The organism is Prosthecobacter sp. (assembly GCF_044227185.1).
In the GTDB taxonomy this organism is placed as follows: domain Bacteria; phylum Verrucomicrobiota; class Verrucomicrobiia; order Verrucomicrobiales; family Verrucomicrobiaceae; genus Prosthecobacter.
Window position 1 is genome coordinate 41,938 of sequence record NZ_JBGAFO010000014.1, and the last position, 21,588, is coordinate 63,525.

Sequence of the window (21,588 nt, forward strand, 5' to 3'; positions counted from 1 at the left end):
ATTCCACCATGTCCCTCGACACCATCCACTCTCTTCTTCACTCCGAATCCGAACGTCCGGGCATCATCGCACGCGGCTGGGTGCGGACGAAGCGCGATTCGAAAGCCTGCTCCTTCCTGGAAATCTCCGACGGCTCCTGCTTCAAAGGCCTGCAGGTGGTGGTGGATGCGACTCTGCCTTCGGCGGAACTGCTGCCGCGCATTCTCACGGGTGCCTCCGTGGAGGTGGTGGGAGATTTGATCGCCTCTCCCGCAGCCGGACAGAAGTGGGAGATGCAGGCAAAGGAGCTGCGACTGCTGGGCGAGGCCGATGCCACCTACCCGCTGCAAAAGAAAGGGCACACGCCGGAGTTTCTCCGCACCATCGCCCACCTGCGGCCGCGCACGAATCTCTTTGGCAGCGTCTTCCGGGTGCGCAGCAAGATGGCCTACGCCGTGCATCGCTTCTTCCAGGAGCGCGGTTTTTTCTACGTGCACACGCCCATCATCACCAGCAGCGACTGCGAAGGGGCAGGGGAGATGTTTCAAGTGACCACGCTGAAACAAGACGCGCCCGCCAAGCCCGAGCAGGACTTCTTCGGCCGTCCCACCTACCTCACCGTCAGCGGTCAGCTTCAGGGGGAGGCCTTTGCCTGCGCCTTGGGAAACATCTACACCTTTGGTCCCACCTTCCGTGCCGAAAACAGCAACACCACACGCCACGCCGCCGAGTTCTGGATGATCGAGCCCGAGATGGCCTTCTACGATCTCACCGCGGACATGACTCTGGCCGAGGAAAACGTGCGCTACCTCGTGCAGGCCATGTTTGATGAATGCCCGGATGAACTGGAGTTCTTCAACAAGTTCGTCGACAAAGGCCTCATCGACCGCCTCCAGCAGACGCTGGCGAAGCCCTTTGAGCGCATCAGCTACACGGATGCCGTCGAGATCCTGCTCAAGAGCGGACGCAGCTTTGAAAACCCGGTCGTCTGGGGTGAAGGACTGCAGACCGAGCATGAGCGTTATCTGGCCGAAGAACATGTCAAAGGCCCTGTGACGATCTTCAACTACCCGAAGGACATCAAGCCCTTCTACATGCGCCAGAACGATGACGGCAAAACCGCCGCCGCCATGGACCTGCTCGTCCCCGGCATCGGCGAGATCGTCGGCGGCAGCCAGCGTGAGGAGCGCCTGGATGTGCTGGAAGCCCTCATGGCCAAACAGGGGCTCGCCCCCGAGAACTACGCCTGGTACGCCGACCTGCGCCGCTACGGCACCGTACCGCACGCCGGCTACGGTCTCGGATTTGAGCGCCTCCTCATGTTTGTCACAGGCGTACCCAATATCCGCGATGTGATTCCCTTTGCGCGGACACCAGGGCACGCCGCATATTGAAAAATGACGAATGACAAATGCACGATGACGTCTGGTCCGAGCCGCCGCTGGTTGCTGCTGGCGGCTCTGCTTTCGTCATTCCTCATTCGGCATTCGTCATTGGCTCAAGAAGGGCTCAAAATCCAGCTTGTCTCCGAGCAGTCGGCCATCGTTCCGGGCCAGCCCTTCACCGTCGGCCTGTGGCTGGAGCATGATCGCGGTTCGCACACCTACTGGCGCTTTCCGGGCATCGTCGGTGTGCCCACGCAGTTGAAATGGAAGCTGCCGCGTGGCTGGAAGGCGGGTGAACTCATTTACCCGGAACCGGAACGCACCTTCATGTTTCAGATCAAGGCGCAGGGCTTTGACCGCGATGTGATGCTGCGCACGGAGATCACTCCGCCCGCGAATCTCAAGATCGGAGACTCCATCACCCTGACCGGCACTGCCTCATGGATGTGCTGCGGCAACTCCTGCCATCCAGGTTCGATGGATCTCAGCCTGACGCTGCCCGTGGCCGCCAGCGCTGAACTGAACGCCAGGTGGCACAAGCTTCTAAATGCCGAGCGCGTCCGCGCCGAGCAACGCAGTGACGCGTGGACAGCCACCGCCAGCGAGAAGGGAGATACGATCACCCTCGTCGTCAGGCCTGCCACTGCCGGTGCGCGACCGAGCAAAAACCAGCGCGAGGCGGATCACATCATTGCCTTCACGGAGGACGGCTGGTTTGACTCTGACAAGCCGCAAACCATTTTGCGTCACGATGACGGCAGCCTCACCATCACCCTCATCAAAGCCGACACGTATCTTGGCAGCCAGCCGCCAAAAACGTTGCGTGTGATTTTGCGAAACGAGGAAGGGTGGTTGCAAGGCGGCGCGCTGAGATGCCTGCAGGTAGCGCCGAGGATTGAGCGCTAATCAGGACAGGTTGGAAGCCTGTCCTCCAGATCATGCCGCGGCGGCGATGGCCTGCTGATTGCGCCAGAGGTAGAGGATGCGGCGTGAAGGGCTGGGATGGGTGGAGCCCCGGTCATCGAGCTCGGGCGCCAGATGAAAGAGCACGCGTTCGGGATGGCTCTCGATCAGCTGCACAAGATCTGGCAGGAGGCGCGAGTCTTTGAGCACGTCAGGGAGCGAGACTGGCACTTTGGCGATCTGGGAGACCGCCGATATTTCGGCCAGGGTTTCCTTGAGTGCATCATGGTCGGTGTTGTCGCCCTTGAAGGTGAACTGGAAGAAGCCAGTGAGGGAGGAGACATCGTGCTCGGCGAGGCGTCGCTGGATGCCCTGCTCCAGTTGCGCGCGGGCCTGTGCGGACTGCACGCTGCCGAAGGGCATGGCATCCTCGTATTCTTGGAGGAGCTGGGCGATGGGCACGCCGCTGTGGTGCAGCTTGGCTTCCAGGACGCGTGCCATCAGGGCATTGCGTGCCTCATGCTCCATGCCGAGCTTGATCTCTGTGGTGAGAGCCGGGACGAGGCCGGCCGCACGCGCGCCGTGGTCATCGCACAAAAACTCCACCAGACGAATCTGCGTGACCCAGGTGGAAAAGGCCACCCAGCGTGCCGCACCCAAGGCCAGCAGCGGCGCACCCCAGCGAATCTCGTAGTGCTGCAGGAGCTGCGCGATCACCAGCGCCAGCACGCCGGACAAAAGCGCGTGGAGGAGCATGCAGCGGCTGGCAATGGGCGAGTAGGCAAAGACATGGCCCAGCTCATGGCCGATGACGGACTCCAGCTCCTTTTCATCGAGAAGGTGAACGATGGAGCGGTTGAGCTGCACGCTGTTGAAGAAGTGCCAGCCAGGAAGCAACTCCAGACGCATGGCGAAGGCATTCACGTCTTTTTCCGGAGCGAGATAGACGGGAATGCGCCGCTCTGCGAGGCCCAGCCGCATCTGCACGCGACGCACCGCGGCGATGAGCGAGTCCCGAGTGTGGATGCCGAGCTTTGCCTCCGGCCGAACGTCCTCCAGTCGTTTCCGACTGGCGAGATGCTGCAGGACGATGAAATCAAACAGTCCGAGAAAGGCGCAGGCAAACAGCAGGACGAACTGCCAGCCTGGGAGCTCATGCGGCTGCGCCACCCACCAGGCCACACCGCCGAATATGGCGAGAAGCTCCAGGCCAAGCCAGAGCAGCGAGCGCGACTCGTTTGCCTGAAAGCTGCGCAGCAGCGCCTCCCGCGTGGGCGTGACGAGACGGCGCGGCTTTGGCAGTACCTCCTCCATGCCCGCTCAAGTGACGGTCTGCAGCAGGCCGCGGATCAGCCCCATGGATGGGCGCGCACGAGTCTGGTAGATGACCTTGCCTGGGCCCGTAAAGCGGACCACAAAGCCCTCCCCGGAGAAGAAGGAATCCTTGAGCGACTGGGTGAGCACCACGGATTCAAACTCCATGGTGTCGGTAAAGGCGACGATGTTGCGGTTGTCGAGCACGAAGCGCTCGCCCTCGGCCAGAGTCTGCTCGATGACGCCGCCGTAGCTGGAGAGGAAGAGGGTACCGGAGCCGACGGTTTTCAGGAAGAACAGCCCGCGTGTGGCCAGCATGCCCTGCATGCCGGCATTGTGCAGAGTAAAGGTCAGCTCAGGCGTGGAGGCCAGAAAGGCACCGCGTGCGAGCTTGAGGCCTGATTCAGGCGTGACCTCGATGGCGCGGATGTCGCCCATCTGCTCAGGGGCCAGCATGAGATGCTGATCATCACGCTTGGCCTTGTAGATGACGGTGAAAAAATTCTCACCACCAAAGAGGCTGCGCATGCCGCCGAGCATGCCGCGCTTGCCTCCCATGTGCAGGCCGGCCTTCACGTCGATGTGAAAGCCCGGCGTCATGGCCTGCATGCTGCCGGGCTGCGAGTGAATGGCCTCACCCTCCGCCATATCAAGACGCAAGGTCGAAAAGGCGGGGGCGTGAAGAACCGTGTGCCGCATGACTAAATGTCAGAGTCGGCCTGGCCGCTCATCTTCTTGCGCAGCATGTAGCCGCCGAGGCTGACGAGGAGCAGGATGCCGAGGAAGATGAAGAGCGCCACCATACGGCTGACGCCCAGCATGTCCTGAATGCCGGTGACGCAGATGTCATAGATGACGACCTGAATAAACCAGCGGACGATGCTGCCCATGCCACCGCCACGCGCCAAAATCGGAAGAAAAGTATTTTGATCCATACCTGTGCATTCAGAGCGATTTTCGCAGCGGACTTCAAGCGAAAAGATGAGCGATCGTCAAAAAATGGCCCGTTCCGTGCGACGGTGCTGAGAAATACGCAGCGTCTGGCTGCGTTGTTGGATTAAGGCGCGTCGTGGTGGAACGGTGGCGGGTCGATGGACCTTAGCGCTTCTCCAAGCCTTTGTACACCCCGAAGTCATTGAAGAAGAATTTCTTCGCGAGCCAGTACATCCAGTGTTTCTCGGGGACTTCTTCGCCTTCGCGCCACTGGCTGGTGCGCGGCGTCATGCTCTCAATTTCGGCCATGGCGGTCTGGCGGATGGTGGAGTCTTTGGCGGTGTGTTTGGTGACGACGGCTTTCACCAGATCGGGGCGCTCGAGGACGATGCAGCCGCGGGTGTTTTGGGAGGCGATGGTGCGGAAGTCGCGGAGGAATTCGGAGCCGGTGAAGACGTCGTAGAGATCGCGCTCGGTGCGGACGCTTTCTTTGGCAAACTGGATGATGGGGCAGGGCTCGATGGCGCCGGTGGGGCTGATGTGGTGGCTGATGCCGTTGGCCATGGGGCAGAGGGCCTGGCCGTTGTGGTCGTAGTAGGCGTCGACGATGGCGATGGGCAGCCTGGCGCGCATGTTGACGACGAATTTGCGCACCTGGGTGATCTGCTCAGGCGTGAGGGCGAGCTCGGCGCTGATCTTGGGTCCCACGGGGCGGTAGGTGTGGTACCAGGCGTAGTGCACGCCCATGTCGATGAGGCGGCGCAGCCAGGTTTCGGTGAGGAGGTCGTCGATGTTGGTCTTGCAGAGGCTGGTGGCCACGCCGGTGAGGACGCAGGCATCCAGGCAATTCTGCAGGCCACGCAGGGTGCGGGTGAGCACGTCCTTGTTGCCACGGCGCTCGTTGCTGACGATCTCGGTGCCTTCGATGCTGACGAGGGGGGTGATGTTGCCGAGCTTGCGCATGGTCTCCGCGGCCTTGGCGGTGATCATCTGTCCATTGGTGAAGACCTGGAAGAAGGCATCCGGGTGCAGGGAGAGGAAGTCGAAGAGCTCCGGGTGCATGAAGGGCTCGCCGCCGAGGATGCCGAAGAAGGCATTGCCGCGGCGTTTGGCGTCGTTCACGATCTTGTTGAGCTCGTCGAGATTGAGGGATTCGCGGGGCTTGTCCACGTCCACCCAGCAGCCCTGGCAGCGGAGGTTGCAGGAGTTGAGGATGGAGATGTAGAAGAAGGGCGGGAAGAACTGGCCCTGCTTCATGCGCTGCTTGTGCAGCATGACGGAGCGCGCGCCTTTGTAACCGAAGTTCCAGCCGATTTTGGCGAGGCAGAGAGGATCGACGGTTTTAAGGATGCGGGAGGTGAGGGAAAGGAGCATGGGGGCGGCGAAGAAGGGGGGGGAGCAGCAGGATACGTTCAAAAGGTCATGTTGTGGTCAAAAGGTCAAGGTGGGAGGCCACAAAATGCGGTGGGAGGATCGCAAAGGGGGGAGGGAAAGGCGGCGGCGCGGGGTGTAATTCTCCCGAGCAGGAGACGCCATGACCGACCCCCTTCCAACGGATACCCTGGGATCCCGCAACCACTGGCGCAGGGTGCTGTGGGTGGTGCTGATCATCCTGCTTCTGCTGGTGGCGAGGCGGCTGGCGGGAGCTGCGGATGCGTGGCAGGCGGCGGATGCTTTGCTCCTGGGGGGGAAACCCAGGGAGGCGGCTGCGGCGTATGAGAAGCTGCTGAGGCAGAAGCCCCATGAGGCACGGGCATATCTGGGACGTGGGCGCGCCCGGTGGCGGCTGGGAGAATTTGACGGCGCGATCGCCGATTTCACCCAGGTGCTGACGCTGACGCCGAAGGACCCGGCCGCGTATAACAACCGTGCGCTGGCTCACGATGGCAAAGGCGAGCATGATCTGGCGCTGGCGGATTATGCCAAGGCGATCGAGCTGAATCCGAAGAACGCGGTGTATTACTTTAACCGTGCGCTCACCTGGGGCGGGATCAAAGAGCCCGACAAGGCGCTGGCAGATTACACGAAGGCCATCGAGCTGGATTCCAAGAATGGAGCGTTCTACGTGAACCGTGCAGAACTGCTGCTTATCCGCGGAGAGTATGAGCAAGCGGCGGCGGATTGTGACCAGGCGATCGCTTTGAATGAGAAGAACGCGGCGGCCTACTTCAACCGTGCGATGGCGTATGACCAGATGGGCGAGAAGGAGCGTGTGCTGGCGGATTATGACAAGGCGGTGGAGTTCGGGCCGAAGATGGCGAAGTTTCACAACAACCGCGGCTTCTTTCTGATGAACCGCGGGGAAAACGAGGCGGCGATCGAGAGCTTTGGCAAGGCGCTGGAACTGCTTCCGGACAACGCGATTTATCTGAACAACCGCGGGCAGGCCTGGCTGAACCTGGGACAACGAGACAAGGCGATGGTGGATTTTGACAGGGCGATCCAGGTCAACCCTGAGCATGCGAAGGCGTATCGAAACCGTGCGGGTGCGTGGCTGGCGGCCGGCGAGTTTCAGAAGGCGGCGGCAGACGCATCGAGGTGCTTGGAACTGCAGCCAACGGAGTCGCGGGCGCTGCTCATCCGCGGGGAAGCACGGGAGGCGCTGGGGGAACACGCTGCGGCGAAGGAGGACCTGGAGCAGGCCACCATCTTGGGGCCGCAGCCGCCGCTGGGGGTAGCAGCCTGGGTGCCGGTGGAGATCAAGAAACGCGAAGCGGAGGCCCTGAAGGCGCTGCTGGAGGATGCGTCGCCGGAGAACAGGCACCGGATGGCGGTGGTGCGGCACGACCATGCGTTTGCGATTTTGGATCATCCCAAGCGGGAGCCGGATCAAGCGGCGCTGGAGGAGGCGGTGGGCTATGCGCGGTCTGCGTGCGCGCTGGAGCCGGGAAGTGCCGCGCACTTGTTTTTGACGGGGCTGCTGTATGAGGAGCTGGCGCAGCATGATGACCGTGCGCTGGTGATGGCGGAAAAGATGTTCACCCAGGCGGTGGATGTGGACGCGGACCATGCGGCGGCGTGGCTGGAACTGGGGCTGCTGATGGCGGCGCAGGAGCGGGGCATGGAGGCGATCTCGGCGCTGGAAAATGCGCTGGAGAAGGATGCGGCGGGCTCCGGGGCGCAGGCGGTGGGGGTGCTGTGCGCGCAGTATGCGGCGAATGACGAGGGCTTTCGCGGAGTGGACTTTTTTGAGGCCCAGTATGCGGCGAATCCCGAGGTGTCGGCGCTGGGTGTCGGCCGTGCGATCATGCTGCACTGCCTGGGAGACCGGGAGGCGGCGCTGGCGCAGGCGCGGGACATCGTGCTCATCGAGGAAAATGGGACGAAGGAACATGATTACGCCGCCAAACTGGTGGCTGAATGGGAAGGAGAGAAGCCATGAAACGAATCGCGATAGCGTGGGTGGTGCTTGGCGGCGCGGCGGCTTTTGCGCAGACAGGGGAGGTGATGGTGAGCTTTGACTCGATGGAGGCGGCGCAGCAGGCAGAGCGGGAGGGCTTTCAGCAACGCAGGCAGGCGCTGCAACAGCAGCCGGCGAGCCCACAGCGGGATGCTCAGATGCGGGAGGAGATTGTGCGGCATCAGACAGAATCGAAGCGGCTTTCCATGCAGCAGCAGGCGGCGCGGAAGGAGGTGATCGCTGATCTGAAACAAAAGTGGAACAGCGTAGAGTCGGACTGGCGAAATGAATGCGCGCGGCATGAGGCGGCGCAGAATCGCATCGACAAGATGCGGGAGGGGCCGGCGAAAACCGCGGAGGTGGAGCTGGAGAATGCGACGCACCGGAGCACGAGCAAGGAGATCGCCACGCAACGGAACGCCGTGCATGAAGGCGTGCTGAAGCAGGCCAACCGCGATGTGATGGGAGGCACGAGCAACGCCAGCAACAGCGTGAAGCAGACTGCGGGCACGACGATCACTGATCCCAACCACCGCGGCATGAACGGCGACTTTGACGCGGGCGGCGGTTACCGCACGACGGAAAAGGTGGGCAAGATTCTCAACGAGATGGGAGTGCAGGGCCCCAAAGGCGGACCGGTGAAAATGACGGGCGGCGTGCTGGAGACTTCGCCGGAGTTTGGCATGACGGTGAATGCCGCGCCGGGCACGGACCGCATCGGCAGCGCGGGACATCAGGCGCAGGTGAACACCGGCGCACAGCATGGCGAGACTTATGTGTCAGAGACGGGCGGCTCATTAAAACCTGGAGCACTGAAGGATCATGTGGCCACGATGGATCACGCGAAGAAGGCGATGCACGGGCTCAATGAGGCACCGGAGACCCTGGTGGGCGGAGCGCCGGAGGGGCAGATGATGGCCAAAGGCGCGCTGAAGGCGGCAAACCAGGCGGGGCTGAATCCTGAGACGGTGCAGACGATCGCCAAGCAGAATGGCGTCAAGAACCCTGAAGACATCCTCGACAAACTGGCGGAGATCAAGACGGGCCGGTCGAGCATTGCGAATGCGGATGAAGCCGCCAAGCTGCAGAAAACCACGCGCGATATTTTGAATGCTGCGGAGGCGAAGACCAAGACGGCTGCAGAGGCGGAGGTGCGGCAGACGCAGACGAAGATCAATGACCTGGAGGCGAAGGGGCTGAAGGCGGAGGCCCAGCAGGCGCGCAATGAACTGGCGGACTACAATGCCAAAGCCAAGGCCACCACCGAAGCCGTACGTGCTCCGAACGAACCCGTGACGAAACCCGGCAGCCCGAGCGAGCCCGTGACAAAACCGGGCGGCACGCAGGCTGCGGCGGGAGAGGCGGAGGTGAAACCCACCACCGGGGGCCGGCTGATGAAAGGTGCAGGTCTGGCACTGGGGGCCTACGGCATCTACGAAGGCTACAAGACCGCGAAGGAGGAGATGGAGGTCAAGAAGCAGGGGGAACCCTCCGGTGCGCTGGGGTGGACCAAGGACAAGGCGGAACTCGCCGGGCGCACCCTGTGGCACGGACTGGGATTTGGATCGATGGCGGACATCGGCACGAAGGCCGGAAAGGAGGCGTTTGACCAATACCAGAAGGACATCGCGGCAGGCAAAATCTCTCCCGATGCGTGGAAGCCCTATCTCGAAATGAAGGGCAAGGCCGTGCTCGGCGGTTTGTTCGGCGGCGTGAAGGCCATCACCTACGACGCGGCGAAGCAGAGCGGCACCAACCTTGGCAATGCCATCGGCGAGGGGCTGGGAGCTGGAAAAGGTCTGCTGGATCAGTTGAAAAGCGCCCGCGACGAGAAAGCGACCAACGAAGCACGCTCCAAAGAGATCTATGACAAGCTGATCAAAAACGGCGCCTCCCCGGTGGGCGCCCAGCGTGCGGCGGACGGCGTGAAGAATGGTGACTTCACCGAGGCCAAACGCCTGAACAAAGTGCTGGAGGGCAAGAAGGCCGCCAGGCTGGCGGCTGCTGCAGAGGCGGAGCCCGGTACGCTGTCATATCGCCACCACCAAAAGAAGCTGGAGATCCGCAAGGAGGCGAACAAGCAGAACCTTCAAACGGCGCAGACCGGCACGGAGGACGAACAGAAGCAGTTGGAACTGGTGACGGCCCGGCTGCGTGGGGCCAATCTGCCGGTGAATGATGTGCTGGTGAACCGCTGCCTGGCTGCTCTGAAAGACGGTGGCGAAAAGGCGCTGGCCGCCGCTATCCAGGAGTTTGTGTCCATGGAAGGGACCTTTGCCGGGCGCGTCACCATGCCGGACAAAACGGGCGCCACGCTGCGCATTACCATTAAAGGCGGGCGGGTGACGGGAACGTTTTCACAGCATACGGCCAACAATCTGGGCGCGGTGAGCACCACCCGGACGATCAACGCCCAGGTGGCCGGAAAAATGGACCTGGGTTCGGGAGCCATCGAAATGCAGGCCAAAGGCAACATCACAGCGACGGCCACGGTGGACAAAAAGACGCAGACGCACAGCATGGAGGGGACATGGACCCTGCGCGGCAGCTTCAATGGAGACGGCTATAAAGGGTCCACGGAAATGCCCTGGAGCGTCTCGCATTGAGAGAGCAAGGAGAGGTTTCAAAAAATCGCCCGTTCAAAGTTGAGGTGAGGGAAGTGGAAGCTCTTGCCCCGGCTGATGGGTGCGCTAGCCTGAGCGCGTGAGTTACCAAGTTTTTGCCCGCAAATACCGCCCCAAAACGTTTGCCGATGTGCTCGGCCAGGACCACGTCGTACGGACGCTGCGCAATGCCATCGCCCAGCAGCGGCTGGCGCATGCCTACCTGTTTGTGGGGCCGCGTGGCACGGGAAAAACCTCCACGGCGCGCATCTTTGCCAAGGCGCTCTGCGCCAAGAACGGACCGACGATTGATTTCGACCCCGAGGACGAGCTGAGCCTGGAGATTGCCGAGGGGCGGTGCATGGACGTGCTGGAGATCGACGGTGCGAGCAACAACGGCGTGGAGCAGGTGCGCGAGCTGCGGGACAACGTGAAGTACGCCCCCACGCGCTGCCGGTACAAGATCTACTACATCGACGAGGTGCACATGCTGACCACGGGCGCCTTCAATGCGCTGCTGAAGACGCTGGAAGAGCCGCCGGAGCATGTGAAATTCATCTTTGCCACGACGGAGGCGAACAAGATCCTGCCCACCATCATCAGCCGGTGCCAGCGGTTTGACCTGCGGCGCATCCCGAACGCGGTGATCGCGAAGCATTTGCTGCACATTGCCGAGCTGGAAAACGTGACGCTGGACGAAAAGGCCGCCTATGCCATCGGCAAGGGAGCGGAAGGCGGCATGCGTGATGCGCAGTCCATGCTAGACCAGCTCGTGGCTTTCTGCGGTGACAAGATCACCGAGCAGGACGTGCTGGATGTGTTTGGCTTCACCTCCGGCGAGTCCGTGGCAGCGCTGGCGCGGCACATTTTGGAAAGCGACACCGTGGGCGCGCTGCGCGCGGTGTATGAGCAGAACGAGGCGGGCAAGGAACTGGGCCGTTTCCTGGCGGACCTGATTCAGCATTTCCGCACGCTGCTGGTGCAGCAGGCGGACCCGGAGGCGGCTGCCGAGGACCTGAGCCCCGAGGTGGCGGAGGAAGTGGTGGCGCAGGCGCAGATGGCCAACACGGAGCAGCTCCTGCGCGTGGTGGATGGCCTGGCCGAAGTGGATTCACGCATGCGGTGGGCCAGCAACAAGCGCCTGCACTTTGAGCTGGGCGTGATCGCGGCGGTGCAGAGCCTGAATGAAGTTTCCATCAGTGATGTGATCGAGGCGCTGGATTCCGGCGGTGGCGAGGGACTGGCCAGGCCGGCCCCCCGTGTGCAGGCGGCCCCACCGCTCGCAAGGCGTGCGGCGGAGCCCCTGGTGAGACCGCAGCCTGTGGTGAGAGAGTCGGCTCCAGCGGCGGTGTCTGCCCCGGCCCCAGTCGTGCAGAAGGTGGCAGAGCCCGAGCCGCAGCTGGCACCAACACCGCGCGTGGCGGAAGCAGCGCCTCCACCAGTCGTGGAGAAAGCGCCAGCGCCGCAGCCGGTCACGGCGGTGAAACCGAAAGAGCCGTCGCCCGTGGCGGAACCGGAAGAGCTTTTCAGCGAAGATGTTTTCTGGTCCAAGTTCCTCCAGCAGGTGCAGGCGCGCCGCCCTCTGTTTTCGTCATGGATCGAATTGGGCACGCTGCTCGGCATCTCAAGCAAAACGATCAAAGTGGGATTTCCACCGGGAGAGAGTCACGCCCGAGACAGTCTGATGCGCCCAGTGCAGATCAGCTTTTTTGAGGATTTGGCGCAGGAGATGACAGGGAGGGCGCTGAAGTTTGAGTACGTGCTCGATTCCAGTCTCAAGGCACCGGTGCTGGCCTCAATTGATCTGAACCTGCTGAACGAGTCCGCACCTGCGGCGACTCCCAAACCGGCGGCTGAAGCCAGGGCGGAGCCTAAAGCAGAGGTAAAACCCGCAGCCCAACCGGAGCTGGTAAAAGCGGATGCGCCTGCGGCCTCCTCCGCTCCAACGCCGCCCGAGGACTTCTACAACGACCCGCTGATCCAGCAGGCGATGGTGAAGTTTAAGGCGAAGCTGGTGGCGGCTGAGTGAGGAAAAGCTCGCATTGAGGAGCGTGTTGTCTTTGGATAGCGGACTTCTCACGCCATGACTTCCGAACCCACCGGCCATCCTCGCGGTCTTCGCACCTTGTTCTTCACTGAGATGTGGGAGCGGTGGAGCTACTACGGCATGCGTGCGCTGATGGTGCCATTCATGACCATGGCAAGTGGCGGCATTGGCCTGGAAAAGAAGGAAGCCATGGCCATATTCGGACTCTACCTCGCCACGGTGTACGCTTCGGCGTTTCCTGGCGGGTGGGTGGGGGACCGGCTGATGGGAACCAAACGAGCGGTTTGGTGGGGTGGAGTCGCGATTGCTCTCGGGCATCTCGTTCTTGCCATGCACGGGAGGACGCCCTTTTTTCTGGGCTTGCTCATCATCGCGCTCGGCTCAGGGCTGCTGAAATCAAACATGAGCGCACTCGTCGGCCTTCTTTATCCCGAAGGTGGCCAACGACGGGATGCTGGGTTTACGATCTTTTACATGGGGATCAATCTGGGCGCGTTTGTGGGGCCGCTCATCAGCGGATGGTTGCAGCAGAGCGAAGGGATGGGGTGGCGCTGGGCTTTTGGATCTGCGACGGCGGGGATGTTTTTGGGGCTGGTGCAATGGCAGCTCACACGCAAGGCGCTGGAGGGAGTGGGGGAGCGAATCGACCACCCGGGGCAGAATCTGAAGCGCGAATGGGGCCTGCTGTGTGCAGCGCTTCTTGCTCTGGCCGCAGTGGTGATTCTCTGCGTGTCTGGAGTCATCACGCTTGATCCGGTGTGGCTGGCTCATGCGGTCACCATGGTGATCTCGGTTGTGGCGGCGTTGTTCTTTGCGTGGCTGCTGCTGTTTGGGGGGCTGGACGGGGATGAACGAGCACGGGTGGGGCTCATCATCATGCTGTTTGGGATTTGTGCTCTGTTCTGGGCTGGATTTGAACAAATGGGCTCTTCCTTCAATGTGTTTGCCGAAGAACATACGGTGCGTGAGATCGGCTCATGGGTCATTCCCACGGCCTGGTTCCAGTCCGTCAATCCGTTGTTTGTCATCTTGTTTTCACCGGTGGTGGCGCTGCTCTGGCAGGTGCTGGGCCGGCGTGGGATCAGCCTCTCCATGACCACGAAAATGGGCGTGGCCATGCTGCTGCTGGCTTTGGGGTTTGGACTGGCAGTGCTTGCTGCTCATCGTGCGCTGGATGTCGGCAAGGTCTGGCCTTTGTGGCTGCTGGGCATTTACCTGTGCCACACCTTGGGAGAACTCTGCCTTAGCCCGGTGGGGCTAAGCGCAGTCACCAAACTCTCGCCGCATCGCTACACAGGGCAGATGATGGGCATTTGGTTTCTCGGTACTAGTCTCGGCGATGTGCTCTCGGGCATCATCGCCGGCGAAGTCTCTGGTGATGCGATGACTGCCATGCCGGTTATCTTCACGCGCGTGGTTTGGATTTCCTCCATCGCGGGGCTTCTGTTGCTGATCTTTGCCAAGCCGCTGCAAAAGCTGGCGAGGGGTGTGAAGTAGTCCCGCAAATGCGGTCAGCCTCCGACAGGCGCAAAAAAAACGGGCGGTGAGCTTGATGCCCTGCCGCCCGCTTTGAAACTAAGATCAGTTCAGCTCTCTCTTCTGCCGATCAATGGTTGAAATAGAACTCCTTGGAGTTCAGCAGCGCCCAGAACAAGTCTTCAAGCACGCTCTGCCGGGCGCCGGGGTCTTCGGCGATGGCCTGCTGGACGTTGGTCCATTCCTTGTCGATGGGCATGCGGCCGAAGACGCGGAGGAAGAGGTCTTCGACGATCTCGCGGTCGCCCTTCTTTTCCTGGATCATCTTGGCGACGACGCGGCCCTGCTTGATGCGGTCGTTGACGGCGTCGCCATTCATGAGGTGGAGGGCCTGGGAGAGGGTGGGCTCCATCTTCACTTCGCAGGAGCAGACGGACTCACGCTTGGCACGGCCGAAGGTGGTGAGGAAGTAGTTGGAGACGGCACCGTCGGCAATCTGCACGGCGCGGGCGCCGAGGGGCAGCCCCTGGAACTTGTTCGGGGTTTCGGTGATCTGGGAGATGGCGTCCAGCAGCACCTCCGCGCGCACGCGGCGGACCTGGGCGTGGGAGAAGTTGCGTTTGTCGCCGGCGTTGGTCTCATTGACCTTGGTGCTGCGCTGGTAGGTCTGGGAGGTGCACACGTCACGCACAAATTTGCGCATGTCGTACTTGTACTCGGTCAGGTGCTCGGCCAGGGCGGCGATGAGAGCGGGGTTGGAGGGAGGGTTGGAGACACGCACGTCATCGACAGGCTCCACGACGCCGACACCGTTGAAGTGGGACCAGATGATGTTGGCGATGTTGCGGGCGAAGAACGGGTTTTGCGGTGAGGCCATCCATTCGGCCAGCACCTTGCGGCGGTCTTCGCCGGCCTTCATTTCCGGAGTGTCGCCGCCGAGGAATTTGGGCTTCATCACGGCCTGCGTGAGGAAGTGCCTCGATTCACCGCCCTTGCTGTTGTAGATGATGACTTCCGCGGGGTCGTCCGTGGGCTTGCGGCCGATCTGGGAGAAGAAGGCCTTGAAGCCGTAGTAGTCATCCATGGTCCAGCGGTCAAAGGGATGATTGTGGCACTGGGCGCACTGAATGCGCATGCCCATGAACACCTGTGCGACGTTTTCGGTCAGCTTGAGCTGGTCGAGCTCGGTCTGGTAGAAGTTCACGGCAGGATTCGAAACGGTGCCGCCTGTGGAGGAGAGGAGCTCCTGCACGATCTCGTTGATCGGCACGTTCTTGCCGATGCGCTCGGAGAGCCAGTTGTAGTAGAGCAGCGCGTTTTTGTAGAAGGGCGGCTGGTTGTTGTTGATGGAGGAGCGGATCTGCAGCAGCTCGGCCCACTTCATCACCCACAGTTCGGTGAACTCCTTGCGCTCCAGCAGGCTGTCCACCAGCGCGGCGCGCTTGTTGGGATTCTTGTCAGCAAGGAAGGCTCGCATCTCCTTGGCCTCGGGATAGACACCGGCGATGTCGATGAAGGCGCGGCGCACGAATTCTTCGTCCGTGCAGATGCCGGAGGGCAGGATACGGAGCTTGTGGAGGTTTTCATCGACCAGGGTGTCGATGTAGTTCGTTTCCGCGAGCTTGGGCCGCTCATACTGGAGTTGCGCGGGAATGACGAGCACCTGGGCGGTGACGGAATACACATTGAAACGAGCCAGCATGAAGGCCGCGCCACGGTCGCCGGAGGTAACCAGGCCGCTCTTGTCGATGGTGGCGGTCGGGTCATTGTTGGACATGAAGAGCGCGAGATTCGTCACATCGCGGTCGGTGCCGTCGGAGTAGGTGGCGCGCACGGTGATTTGCTGCGTGGCGTTTTTGCCCTCCATGACGATCTGGCTGGGGAAGACCTCGATGCCGGTAACCTTCGCCACATCAGCGGGGTCATCAGGTGCGCCGGCGCTGATCCATTCCAGCAGCGCCTTGTTATAGACAGAGTCCGGTTCAAAGCACTGGTTGCCGGAGTGCGGCACAGCGCCGACGGCTTTCTCAATGAGAGAGCTTTCCTCGGGGATGGCCAGATTGATGCGGCGGCCCGGCATCTCGCGAGTGATGCGGATGTAGTCGCCGGCAGGGTCCATGCCGAAAAGGGAGGTGCGGAAGCCGTCTTTGCCGCGGGCAGCGCCGTGGCAGCCGCCCTGGTTGCAACCACCGCGCATGAAGACCGGCATGCAGTCCAGGCGGAAGGAAATGGCGCGGTCCTTGGTGCCGTTCTTCACTTCCACCGGGGCTTTGACCGTCTGGCCGCCAATGGAGGCGACGATCTCCGTGCTGCCCGCGTCTGCCACGGGCTTCAGGGTCAGGCCATCGAGCGCGGCGATTTTAGGATCGGCGATCTTGAGATCGCACACGCCGGTGACGTCCTTGGTGGTGGCATCCTGGAAGGTGGCCAGCACGACCACGCGATGGAAGTCGCGCTTGGTTTCCAGGGAGTACTTGTCCGGCAGAATCTGCAGGTTTTTCAGCGTGGGCAGCTTTTTCTGCAACTCGGCCAGCGCCTGGCGCTGCTCGGGCGTCTTATACTGAAGCGTGAGATTCTGCGGCCACTGGGCACCGGCGGCGATCCAGCGCTTCAGCACGTCGATCTCATTCGCGGCGAGCGGGCCGCCCTTGGGCGGCATGATGTCATCGTGATCTTTGGGAAGCACGATGCGCTTGATCATCTCGCTCTTGTCAGGCTGGCCTGCGACGAGCGCCGGACCGGTGTCGCCGCCTTTGAGCAGGGCTGCGGCGGAGTCCATGAGAAGCTTGCCTTTGATCTTGCTGGGGTTGTGGCACTCCAGGCATTTGGTTTCCAGGATGGGCTGCACATCGCGTACGAAATCGATTCCGGCAGCAGCGGCAGGGGCTGCTGTAGGTGCGGCTGCTACAGCGGGAGCAGTGGCAGGCGCCGCAGGGTTTGCGGCAAAACCAGAGGAGGAAACGGCGAGGGCAAGGAGAGAAGCTCGCAAGGGGCTTTTCATAAGAGGTAGGATCGAGGGGTTAATCAAGCTACGGGCCTGAGGGGAGGCATTTATCAAAGGTGCGAAAAAACACTGTGAATTCGCACAGTTATGCCTCCAGCGCCGCCAGCCGCTGCCCAATGGGCGGGTGGGAATAGTGCAGCCAGACCGTGAGCGCATGGGGATTGGGATGCGTCAGGTGGTCCACGGAGAGTTTTTTCAGCCCGTCCATGAGAGGCTGACCGCCACAGGCCTCCCGGGCAAAGGCATCTGCCTGGAACTCATGCCGCCGGCTCAGGGCGCTGCTGAGCATGCCGAGCAGGAGGCTGGCGGGCTGGTAGATAATGCTAAATAGAACTAATCCCAGACCCAGCGGCTGCCCCGTGATACCGAAGGCCTGGAAAAACGCCGGTGACTGCAGGGCGAGATGGAGCAGATAAAACATCAGGCCGCTTTCCAGCAGACCGAGCACGATCTGCTGCGGCACATGGCGGCATTTGTGGTGGCCGATCTCGTGGGCCAGGATCGCCTCCAGTTCCGGCTGCGTGTGCTTTTCGATCAGCGTGTCAAAGAGGGCGATGCGCTTGTTTTTGCCGAAGCCGCTCAGGAAGGCGTTCGCCTTGCTGGAGCGGCGCGAGCCGTCCACCACGGACACATCGACCACGGGAAACTTCAGCCGTGCGGCCAGCGCCAGCAATGCCTCCCGCAGCGGGCCATCTGCCAATGGCTGAAACTTGAGGAAGAGCGGCATCAGCAGCCGGGGAGAGAGCCAGGCCATGATGATGCTGAAGCCGGCCACGGTGAGCCAGGTGTAGAGCACCGCATGCACCTGCGTCTGGAAGAACCACAGGACCAGCGCCAGCAGCGGGCCGCCAAGCACGGTGGTGAGCACGAGGCCCTTGAGCCGGTCTGCAATGAAGGTGCGCGGCGTGGTGCGATTGAAGCCGTATTCAGCCTCGATCTTGAAGGTGTCCCAGGCGTCAAAGGGCAGGGAAAGAAAGTTTTGCGCCAGCATCAGCAGGCCGATGACACCCACGCCCGTGGCGATGGCGCCCCAGCCCCAGCCTGCGCTCCAGCGCTGCAGCCAGTCAAAGCCGCCGCCCCACCAGAAAAGCAGCAGCGCCCCGGTGGAAACCGTGCTGCGCTGCAGGTCCAGGCTGGCGGACTTGCTGGCGTATTCGCCGGCCTTCTGCACGGTCTCATCCGGGAAAATCTCTTTGAGCCGCTGCGGCAGCGCATGGCGGAACTGCGCGAGGTTCAAAAACGTGGCGATGATCTCGAGATGAAAGACGCCGAGAACGCCGACGACTGCGGCGATGAACCAGGGATTGGAAAAGGACATGCGGTTGGGGTGGGGGAAAATACGGTTACGATGCAGCAGGCGCGGCACGGATCCCAAAATTTTGTGTAACCACTCGCCCTGTGCTGCATTTCAGTCAATGACCACATCCCCAACTCTACCCCGCAAGTCATGATCCGCCCCCTGCTTTTCCTCCTCGCCGTTCTTAGCGTCACTCAGGCCTCCGCCCAGATCGGCAGCAGGCTGCGCGATCTTATCGCCAACCGCAGGCAGCCTGGGGCGGGCTCCACGCAGGCGGGGCGGGAGGAGCTCAGCTATGGCAGCGATTCGATGCAAAATCTCGACTACTGGCGTCCTGCCACGCCAGGCTCTCCGCTGGTCATCTACGTGCATGGCGGCGGCTGGAAGCGCGGGGACAAAGGGCTCGCCGCCGGAGAAAAGAGCGTGCATTACCTCGAGCAGGGCTACGCCTTTGCCTCGCTCAACTACCGCCTCGTGCCCTCCTGCAAAGTGGAGGATCAGGCCAGCGACGTGGCACATGCCGTCGCATTCCTGATCCGCCGCGCCGAGCAGCTCGGCTTTGACGGCAAGCGCGTGGTCCTCCTGGGCCACAGCGCAGGGGCGCATCTGGTGGCGCTGGTGGGCACGGACCTGAGCTACTTCAAGCAGGCCGAACTGGACCCCAAGGCCGTGCGCGGCATCATTCCTCTCGATGGTGCGGCCTATGATGTGCCGAAGCAGATTGCGGAAGGCGGCGAGTTCATGCACTCCACCTACTTGGAGGCCTTCGGGACCGACCCCGTGCGCCAGAACAAGCTCTCGCCCACGAAGCAGGCGGCTGCTCCCAATGCGCCGGCCTTCCTTATCCTCCACGTCCAGCGCGTGGACGGGACCGCCCAGTCCATCGCCCTCGGCGAAGCTCTGCGCAAAGCGGACACGCCAGCCGAGGTAAAAGGCTTCCCGGGGCAGGGGCTCCAAGGACACGCGGAAATCAACCGCCGCATGGGAGATCCCGCCTACCCGGCGACGCCTGTGGTGGATGCGTGGTTGAAGAAGGTTTTTGCGAAGTGAGGGATCATTCCTTCACGCGCTATTCCGCATCCACCTCCACAATGGCATTTACCGCAGCCTCATGCCCATGCTCCGCCTGATGCACGAGATAGGCGGCAAAGATGTCCTCCAGCTCCATCACGCTGCCGACCTGGGAGAAGCGCTGGCGCAGCCATTTGCCGCCGGGGATGGACTTGGTGTAGTTCATGAGGCGGTTGCGCATGGAGCGGATGGTGGGCAGCTCACCCATGTGCGCATTCCGGGCGATGGCCATCTGGCAATGGCGGCGCATGAAATTGAAGCGGTCCTCCACGCTCGCGTGGGCGGCGTGGGTGCCGGTGGCGAGGTAGTGCTTCGCTTCCTTGAAGACCCAGGGATTCACCATGGCGGCGCGGCCGATCATGATGCCCTTCACATTCGTCTGCGCGCGGCGGATCTCGACATCCACCCCGCTGGAGATGTCGCCATTGCCGATGACGGGGATTTTCACCGCGTCCGCCACCTGGCCGATGACATCCCAGTCCGCGAGACCGGTGTAACCCTGCGCACGGGTGCGCCCGTGTACGGCGATGGCCTGCATGCCGCAGTCTTCTAAAATGCGGGCCACTTCCACCGCATTCACATGCGTGGCGTCCCAGCCGATGCGCATCTTGGCGGTGACGGGAATGGAGACGGCCTTTGCCACCTCACGGGCCACGCTGGCGAGCAGGGGGCAGTCTTTGAGCAGGGAGGAGCCGCCGTTTTTGGAGACGACTTTGTTCACCGGGCAGCCAAAGTTGATGTCGATGAAGTCGGGCTGCTTCCAGTCGATGATCTTGCGCGCGGCCTCGCCCATGCGCACGCCATCGGAGCCGAAGAGCTGCACGCCCAGCGGCCGCTGGGAGTCGTCGAAGTCCGTGTAGTGGCGGGTGCGGTCGTCCCGCTGCAGGATGCCCTCAGCGCTGACGAATTCAGTCACCAGCACGTCCGCGCCCTGTTCTTTGCACAAATGGCGGAAGATCACGTCCGTGACCCCGGCCATGGGAGCCAGATAGAGCGGGAAGCGGTCGTTTTGGAACCAATGAAGCATCTTCCATCATAGCCGCACTGGCACAGAGCGGCAAGTCGTGTCACATTGCCTGATGGCAAGACGCCGCCGCTACCGCAAACCGCTCATCCCCGGCCTCTGGACGGTGCTGGCGGCGTTTGCCCTGATGGGCAGCATCTGCGGCTTTTACTGGGTGCTGGGGCATGAGACGAAGATCGTGAGGAACGAGGCGCCTGCGTCTGCGGTGCCGGTGGTGGCGAAGAAGAAGTGAGGGGGGAGAGAATGACGAAACCAGAATGAGGAATGACGAATGAAGCCCGAAGCTGTGAACGCAGCATGAAACGTTTCATGGGGTGGAGCCATTTGTCGCACAGATCCTGCATGTCAGCCGCTCCTGATGACTTCCGCCATTGAGGCTTCGTCATTCATTCGTCATTCGCCATTCTGGTTTCGTCATTTAGACCGCAGGTCTCACCACCACGATCTCTCCCAGAAGCTGCTCCTGCTCCACCTGCAGGTGGTTGAGCTTGATGAGCTCCAGCATGGCGAGGAAGGTCACGATCACCTCGCCGCGGCTGGCGGCGGTGGTGAAAAGGTCTTCAAACTTCACCTTGCTGCCGACAGGGACGATCTCCAGCAGGTGCTCGATCTTGTCCGCCACGGTGTAGCGGTCATTGACGATCTCGCGGAAGTCGCTGGCGTTCTCAAAGCGCTTCAGGATGCGCTGGAAGGCGCGGATGAGGTCAAAAATGCCCACCTGGCCGACGCTGGCCACGGGAGCGTCCAGATCGGGAAGCTCGGGGGTGGTGACGAAGAGCTCGTCGCTCTTCACCTCCTGCGCGCCGAGGAAATGCGCCGCCTCCTTGAACTTCTTGTACTCCACAAGCTGGCGGATGAGCTCCCAGCGCGGATCGCTTTCCTCCGCGTCTTCTTCCGGCGGCTGCACGGCCTGCGGCAGGAGTTCGCGGCTTTTGATGTACATCAAATTGGCCGCCATGACGATGAACTCGCTGGCCAGCTCAATATTGAGAGCCTTGAAAGTGTCGATGTAGTCCAGGTACTGCCGCGTGATGCGCTCCAGAGAGACATTGTAGATGTCGATCTCCTCCTTCTTGATGAGGTAAAGCAGCAGGTCCAGGGGGCCCTCAAAAATCTCGAGTTTAACTTTGTAGTCGGTTTCTTCCACGGAGC

16 protein-coding genes are annotated in these 21,588 nt (G+C 61.9%); 8 read left to right on the forward strand and 8 right to left on the reverse strand.

Going from position 1 to position 21,588, the window contains the following annotated elements; all coding sequences use genetic code 11:
• The first annotated feature begins 8 nt into the window (after positions 1–8).
• Both asnS and ACILSQ_RS26590 read left to right on the forward strand, forming a co-directional pair.
• Complete coding sequence (asnS, locus tag ACILSQ_RS26585) at positions 9–1,373, forward strand: asparagine--tRNA ligase (protein WP_395746723.1); 1,365 nt, start codon at positions 9–11, stop codon at positions 1,371–1,373.
• A 3-nt stretch (positions 1,374–1,376) separates the two neighbouring features.
• Positions 1,377–2,270 (forward strand): protein-disulfide reductase DsbD domain-containing protein, encoded by an 894-nt coding sequence (locus tag ACILSQ_RS26590; protein WP_395746724.1) that lies wholly within the window; start codon positions 1,377–1,379, stop codon positions 2,268–2,270.
• Between the two features lie 30 nt (positions 2,271–2,300).
• Here ACILSQ_RS26590 and ACILSQ_RS26595 read toward each other — a convergent pair whose 3' ends face one another.
• The 4 genes from ACILSQ_RS26595 to ACILSQ_RS26610 all read right to left on the reverse strand — a co-directional run bounded on the left by ACILSQ_RS26595 (position 2,301) and on the right by ACILSQ_RS26610 (position 5,888).
• On the reverse strand, positions 2,301–3,581 hold the full coding sequence (locus tag ACILSQ_RS26595) for a M48 family metalloprotease (protein WP_395746725.1): 1,281 nt from the start codon (positions 3,579–3,581) through the stop codon (positions 2,301–2,303).
• 6 nt (positions 3,582–3,587) lie between these two features.
• Complete coding sequence (locus ACILSQ_RS26600; RefSeq protein WP_395746726.1) at positions 3,588–4,280, reverse strand: TIGR00266 family protein; 693 nt, start codon at positions 4,278–4,280, stop codon at positions 3,588–3,590.
• Between the two features lie 2 nt (positions 4,281–4,282).
• Positions 4,283–4,516: a hypothetical protein gene (locus ACILSQ_RS26605; protein WP_395746727.1), complete on the reverse strand. Its 234-nt coding sequence runs from the start codon at positions 4,514–4,516 to the stop codon at positions 4,283–4,285.
• Between the two features lie 163 nt (positions 4,517–4,679).
• Positions 4,680–5,888 carry a radical SAM/SPASM domain-containing protein gene (locus tag ACILSQ_RS26610; RefSeq protein WP_395746728.1) on the reverse strand — a complete coding sequence of 403 codons (1,209 nt, stop codon included), beginning with the start codon at positions 5,886–5,888 and terminating at the stop codon, positions 4,680–4,682.
• Between the two features lie 160 nt (positions 5,889–6,048).
• Between ACILSQ_RS26610 and ACILSQ_RS26615 the strand changes: the two genes are divergently transcribed.
• From ACILSQ_RS26615 to ACILSQ_RS26630, 4 genes are all read left to right on the forward strand, one after another.
• Positions 6,049–7,896: a tetratricopeptide repeat protein gene (locus ACILSQ_RS26615; RefSeq protein ID WP_395746729.1), complete on the forward strand. Its 1,848-nt coding sequence runs from the start codon at positions 6,049–6,051 to the stop codon at positions 7,894–7,896.
• Positions 7,893–10,520, forward strand: a complete 2,628-nt coding sequence (locus tag ACILSQ_RS26620; protein WP_395746730.1) for a hypothetical protein — start codon at positions 7,893–7,895, stop codon at positions 10,518–10,520. The genes ACILSQ_RS26615 and ACILSQ_RS26620 overlap by 4 nt, the downstream gene beginning before the upstream one ends.
• Before the next feature lie 97 nt (positions 10,521–10,617).
• Positions 10,618–12,546, forward strand: a complete 1,929-nt coding sequence (gene dnaX, locus ACILSQ_RS26625; RefSeq protein ID WP_395746731.1) for a DNA polymerase III subunit gamma/tau — start codon at positions 10,618–10,620, stop codon at positions 12,544–12,546.
• A 54-nt stretch (positions 12,547–12,600) separates the two neighbouring features.
• Positions 12,601–14,061, forward strand: coding sequence for a peptide MFS transporter (locus ACILSQ_RS26630; RefSeq protein ID WP_395746732.1), 1,461 nt, complete (start codon positions 12,601–12,603; stop codon positions 14,059–14,061).
• A 109-nt stretch (positions 14,062–14,170) separates the two neighbouring features.
• Here ACILSQ_RS26630 and ACILSQ_RS26635 read toward each other — a convergent pair whose 3' ends face one another.
• Positions 14,171–17,041, reverse strand: coding sequence for a DUF1549 domain-containing protein (locus ACILSQ_RS26635; RefSeq protein WP_395746733.1), 2,871 nt, complete (start codon positions 17,039–17,041; stop codon positions 14,171–14,173).
• An 88-nt stretch (positions 17,042–17,129) separates the two neighbouring features.
• Positions 17,130–18,362, reverse strand: coding sequence for a M48 family metallopeptidase (locus ACILSQ_RS26640; protein WP_395746734.1), 1,233 nt, complete (start codon positions 18,360–18,362; stop codon positions 17,130–17,132).
• Positions 18,363–18,491: 129 nt separating this feature from the next.
• Between ACILSQ_RS26640 and ACILSQ_RS26645 the strand changes: the two genes are divergently transcribed.
• A complete protein-coding gene (locus tag ACILSQ_RS26645; RefSeq protein WP_395746735.1) occupies positions 18,492–19,391 on the forward strand; it encodes an alpha/beta hydrolase in 900 nt (299 codons plus the stop codon).
• A 19-nt stretch (positions 19,392–19,410) separates the two neighbouring features.
• On the opposite strand, the gene dusB is transcribed toward ACILSQ_RS26645, so the two are convergent.
• Positions 19,411–20,439 (reverse strand): tRNA dihydrouridine synthase DusB, encoded by a 1,029-nt coding sequence (gene dusB / locus ACILSQ_RS26650; RefSeq protein ID WP_395746736.1) that lies wholly within the window; start codon positions 20,437–20,439, stop codon positions 19,411–19,413.
• Positions 20,440–20,491: 52 nt separating this feature from the next.
• Between dusB and ACILSQ_RS26655 the strand changes: the two genes are divergently transcribed.
• Entirely contained in the window at positions 20,492–20,668 is a 177-nt protein-coding gene (locus ACILSQ_RS26655; protein ID WP_395746737.1) for a hypothetical protein, read from the forward strand.
• A gap of 186 nt (positions 20,669–20,854) precedes the next feature.
• On the opposite strand, the gene ACILSQ_RS26660 is transcribed toward ACILSQ_RS26655, so the two are convergent.
• Positions 20,855–21,583, reverse strand: coding sequence for a segregation and condensation protein A (locus tag ACILSQ_RS26660; protein WP_395746738.1), 729 nt, complete (start codon positions 21,581–21,583; stop codon positions 20,855–20,857).
• Between the last annotated feature and the right edge of the window lie 5 nt (positions 21,584–21,588).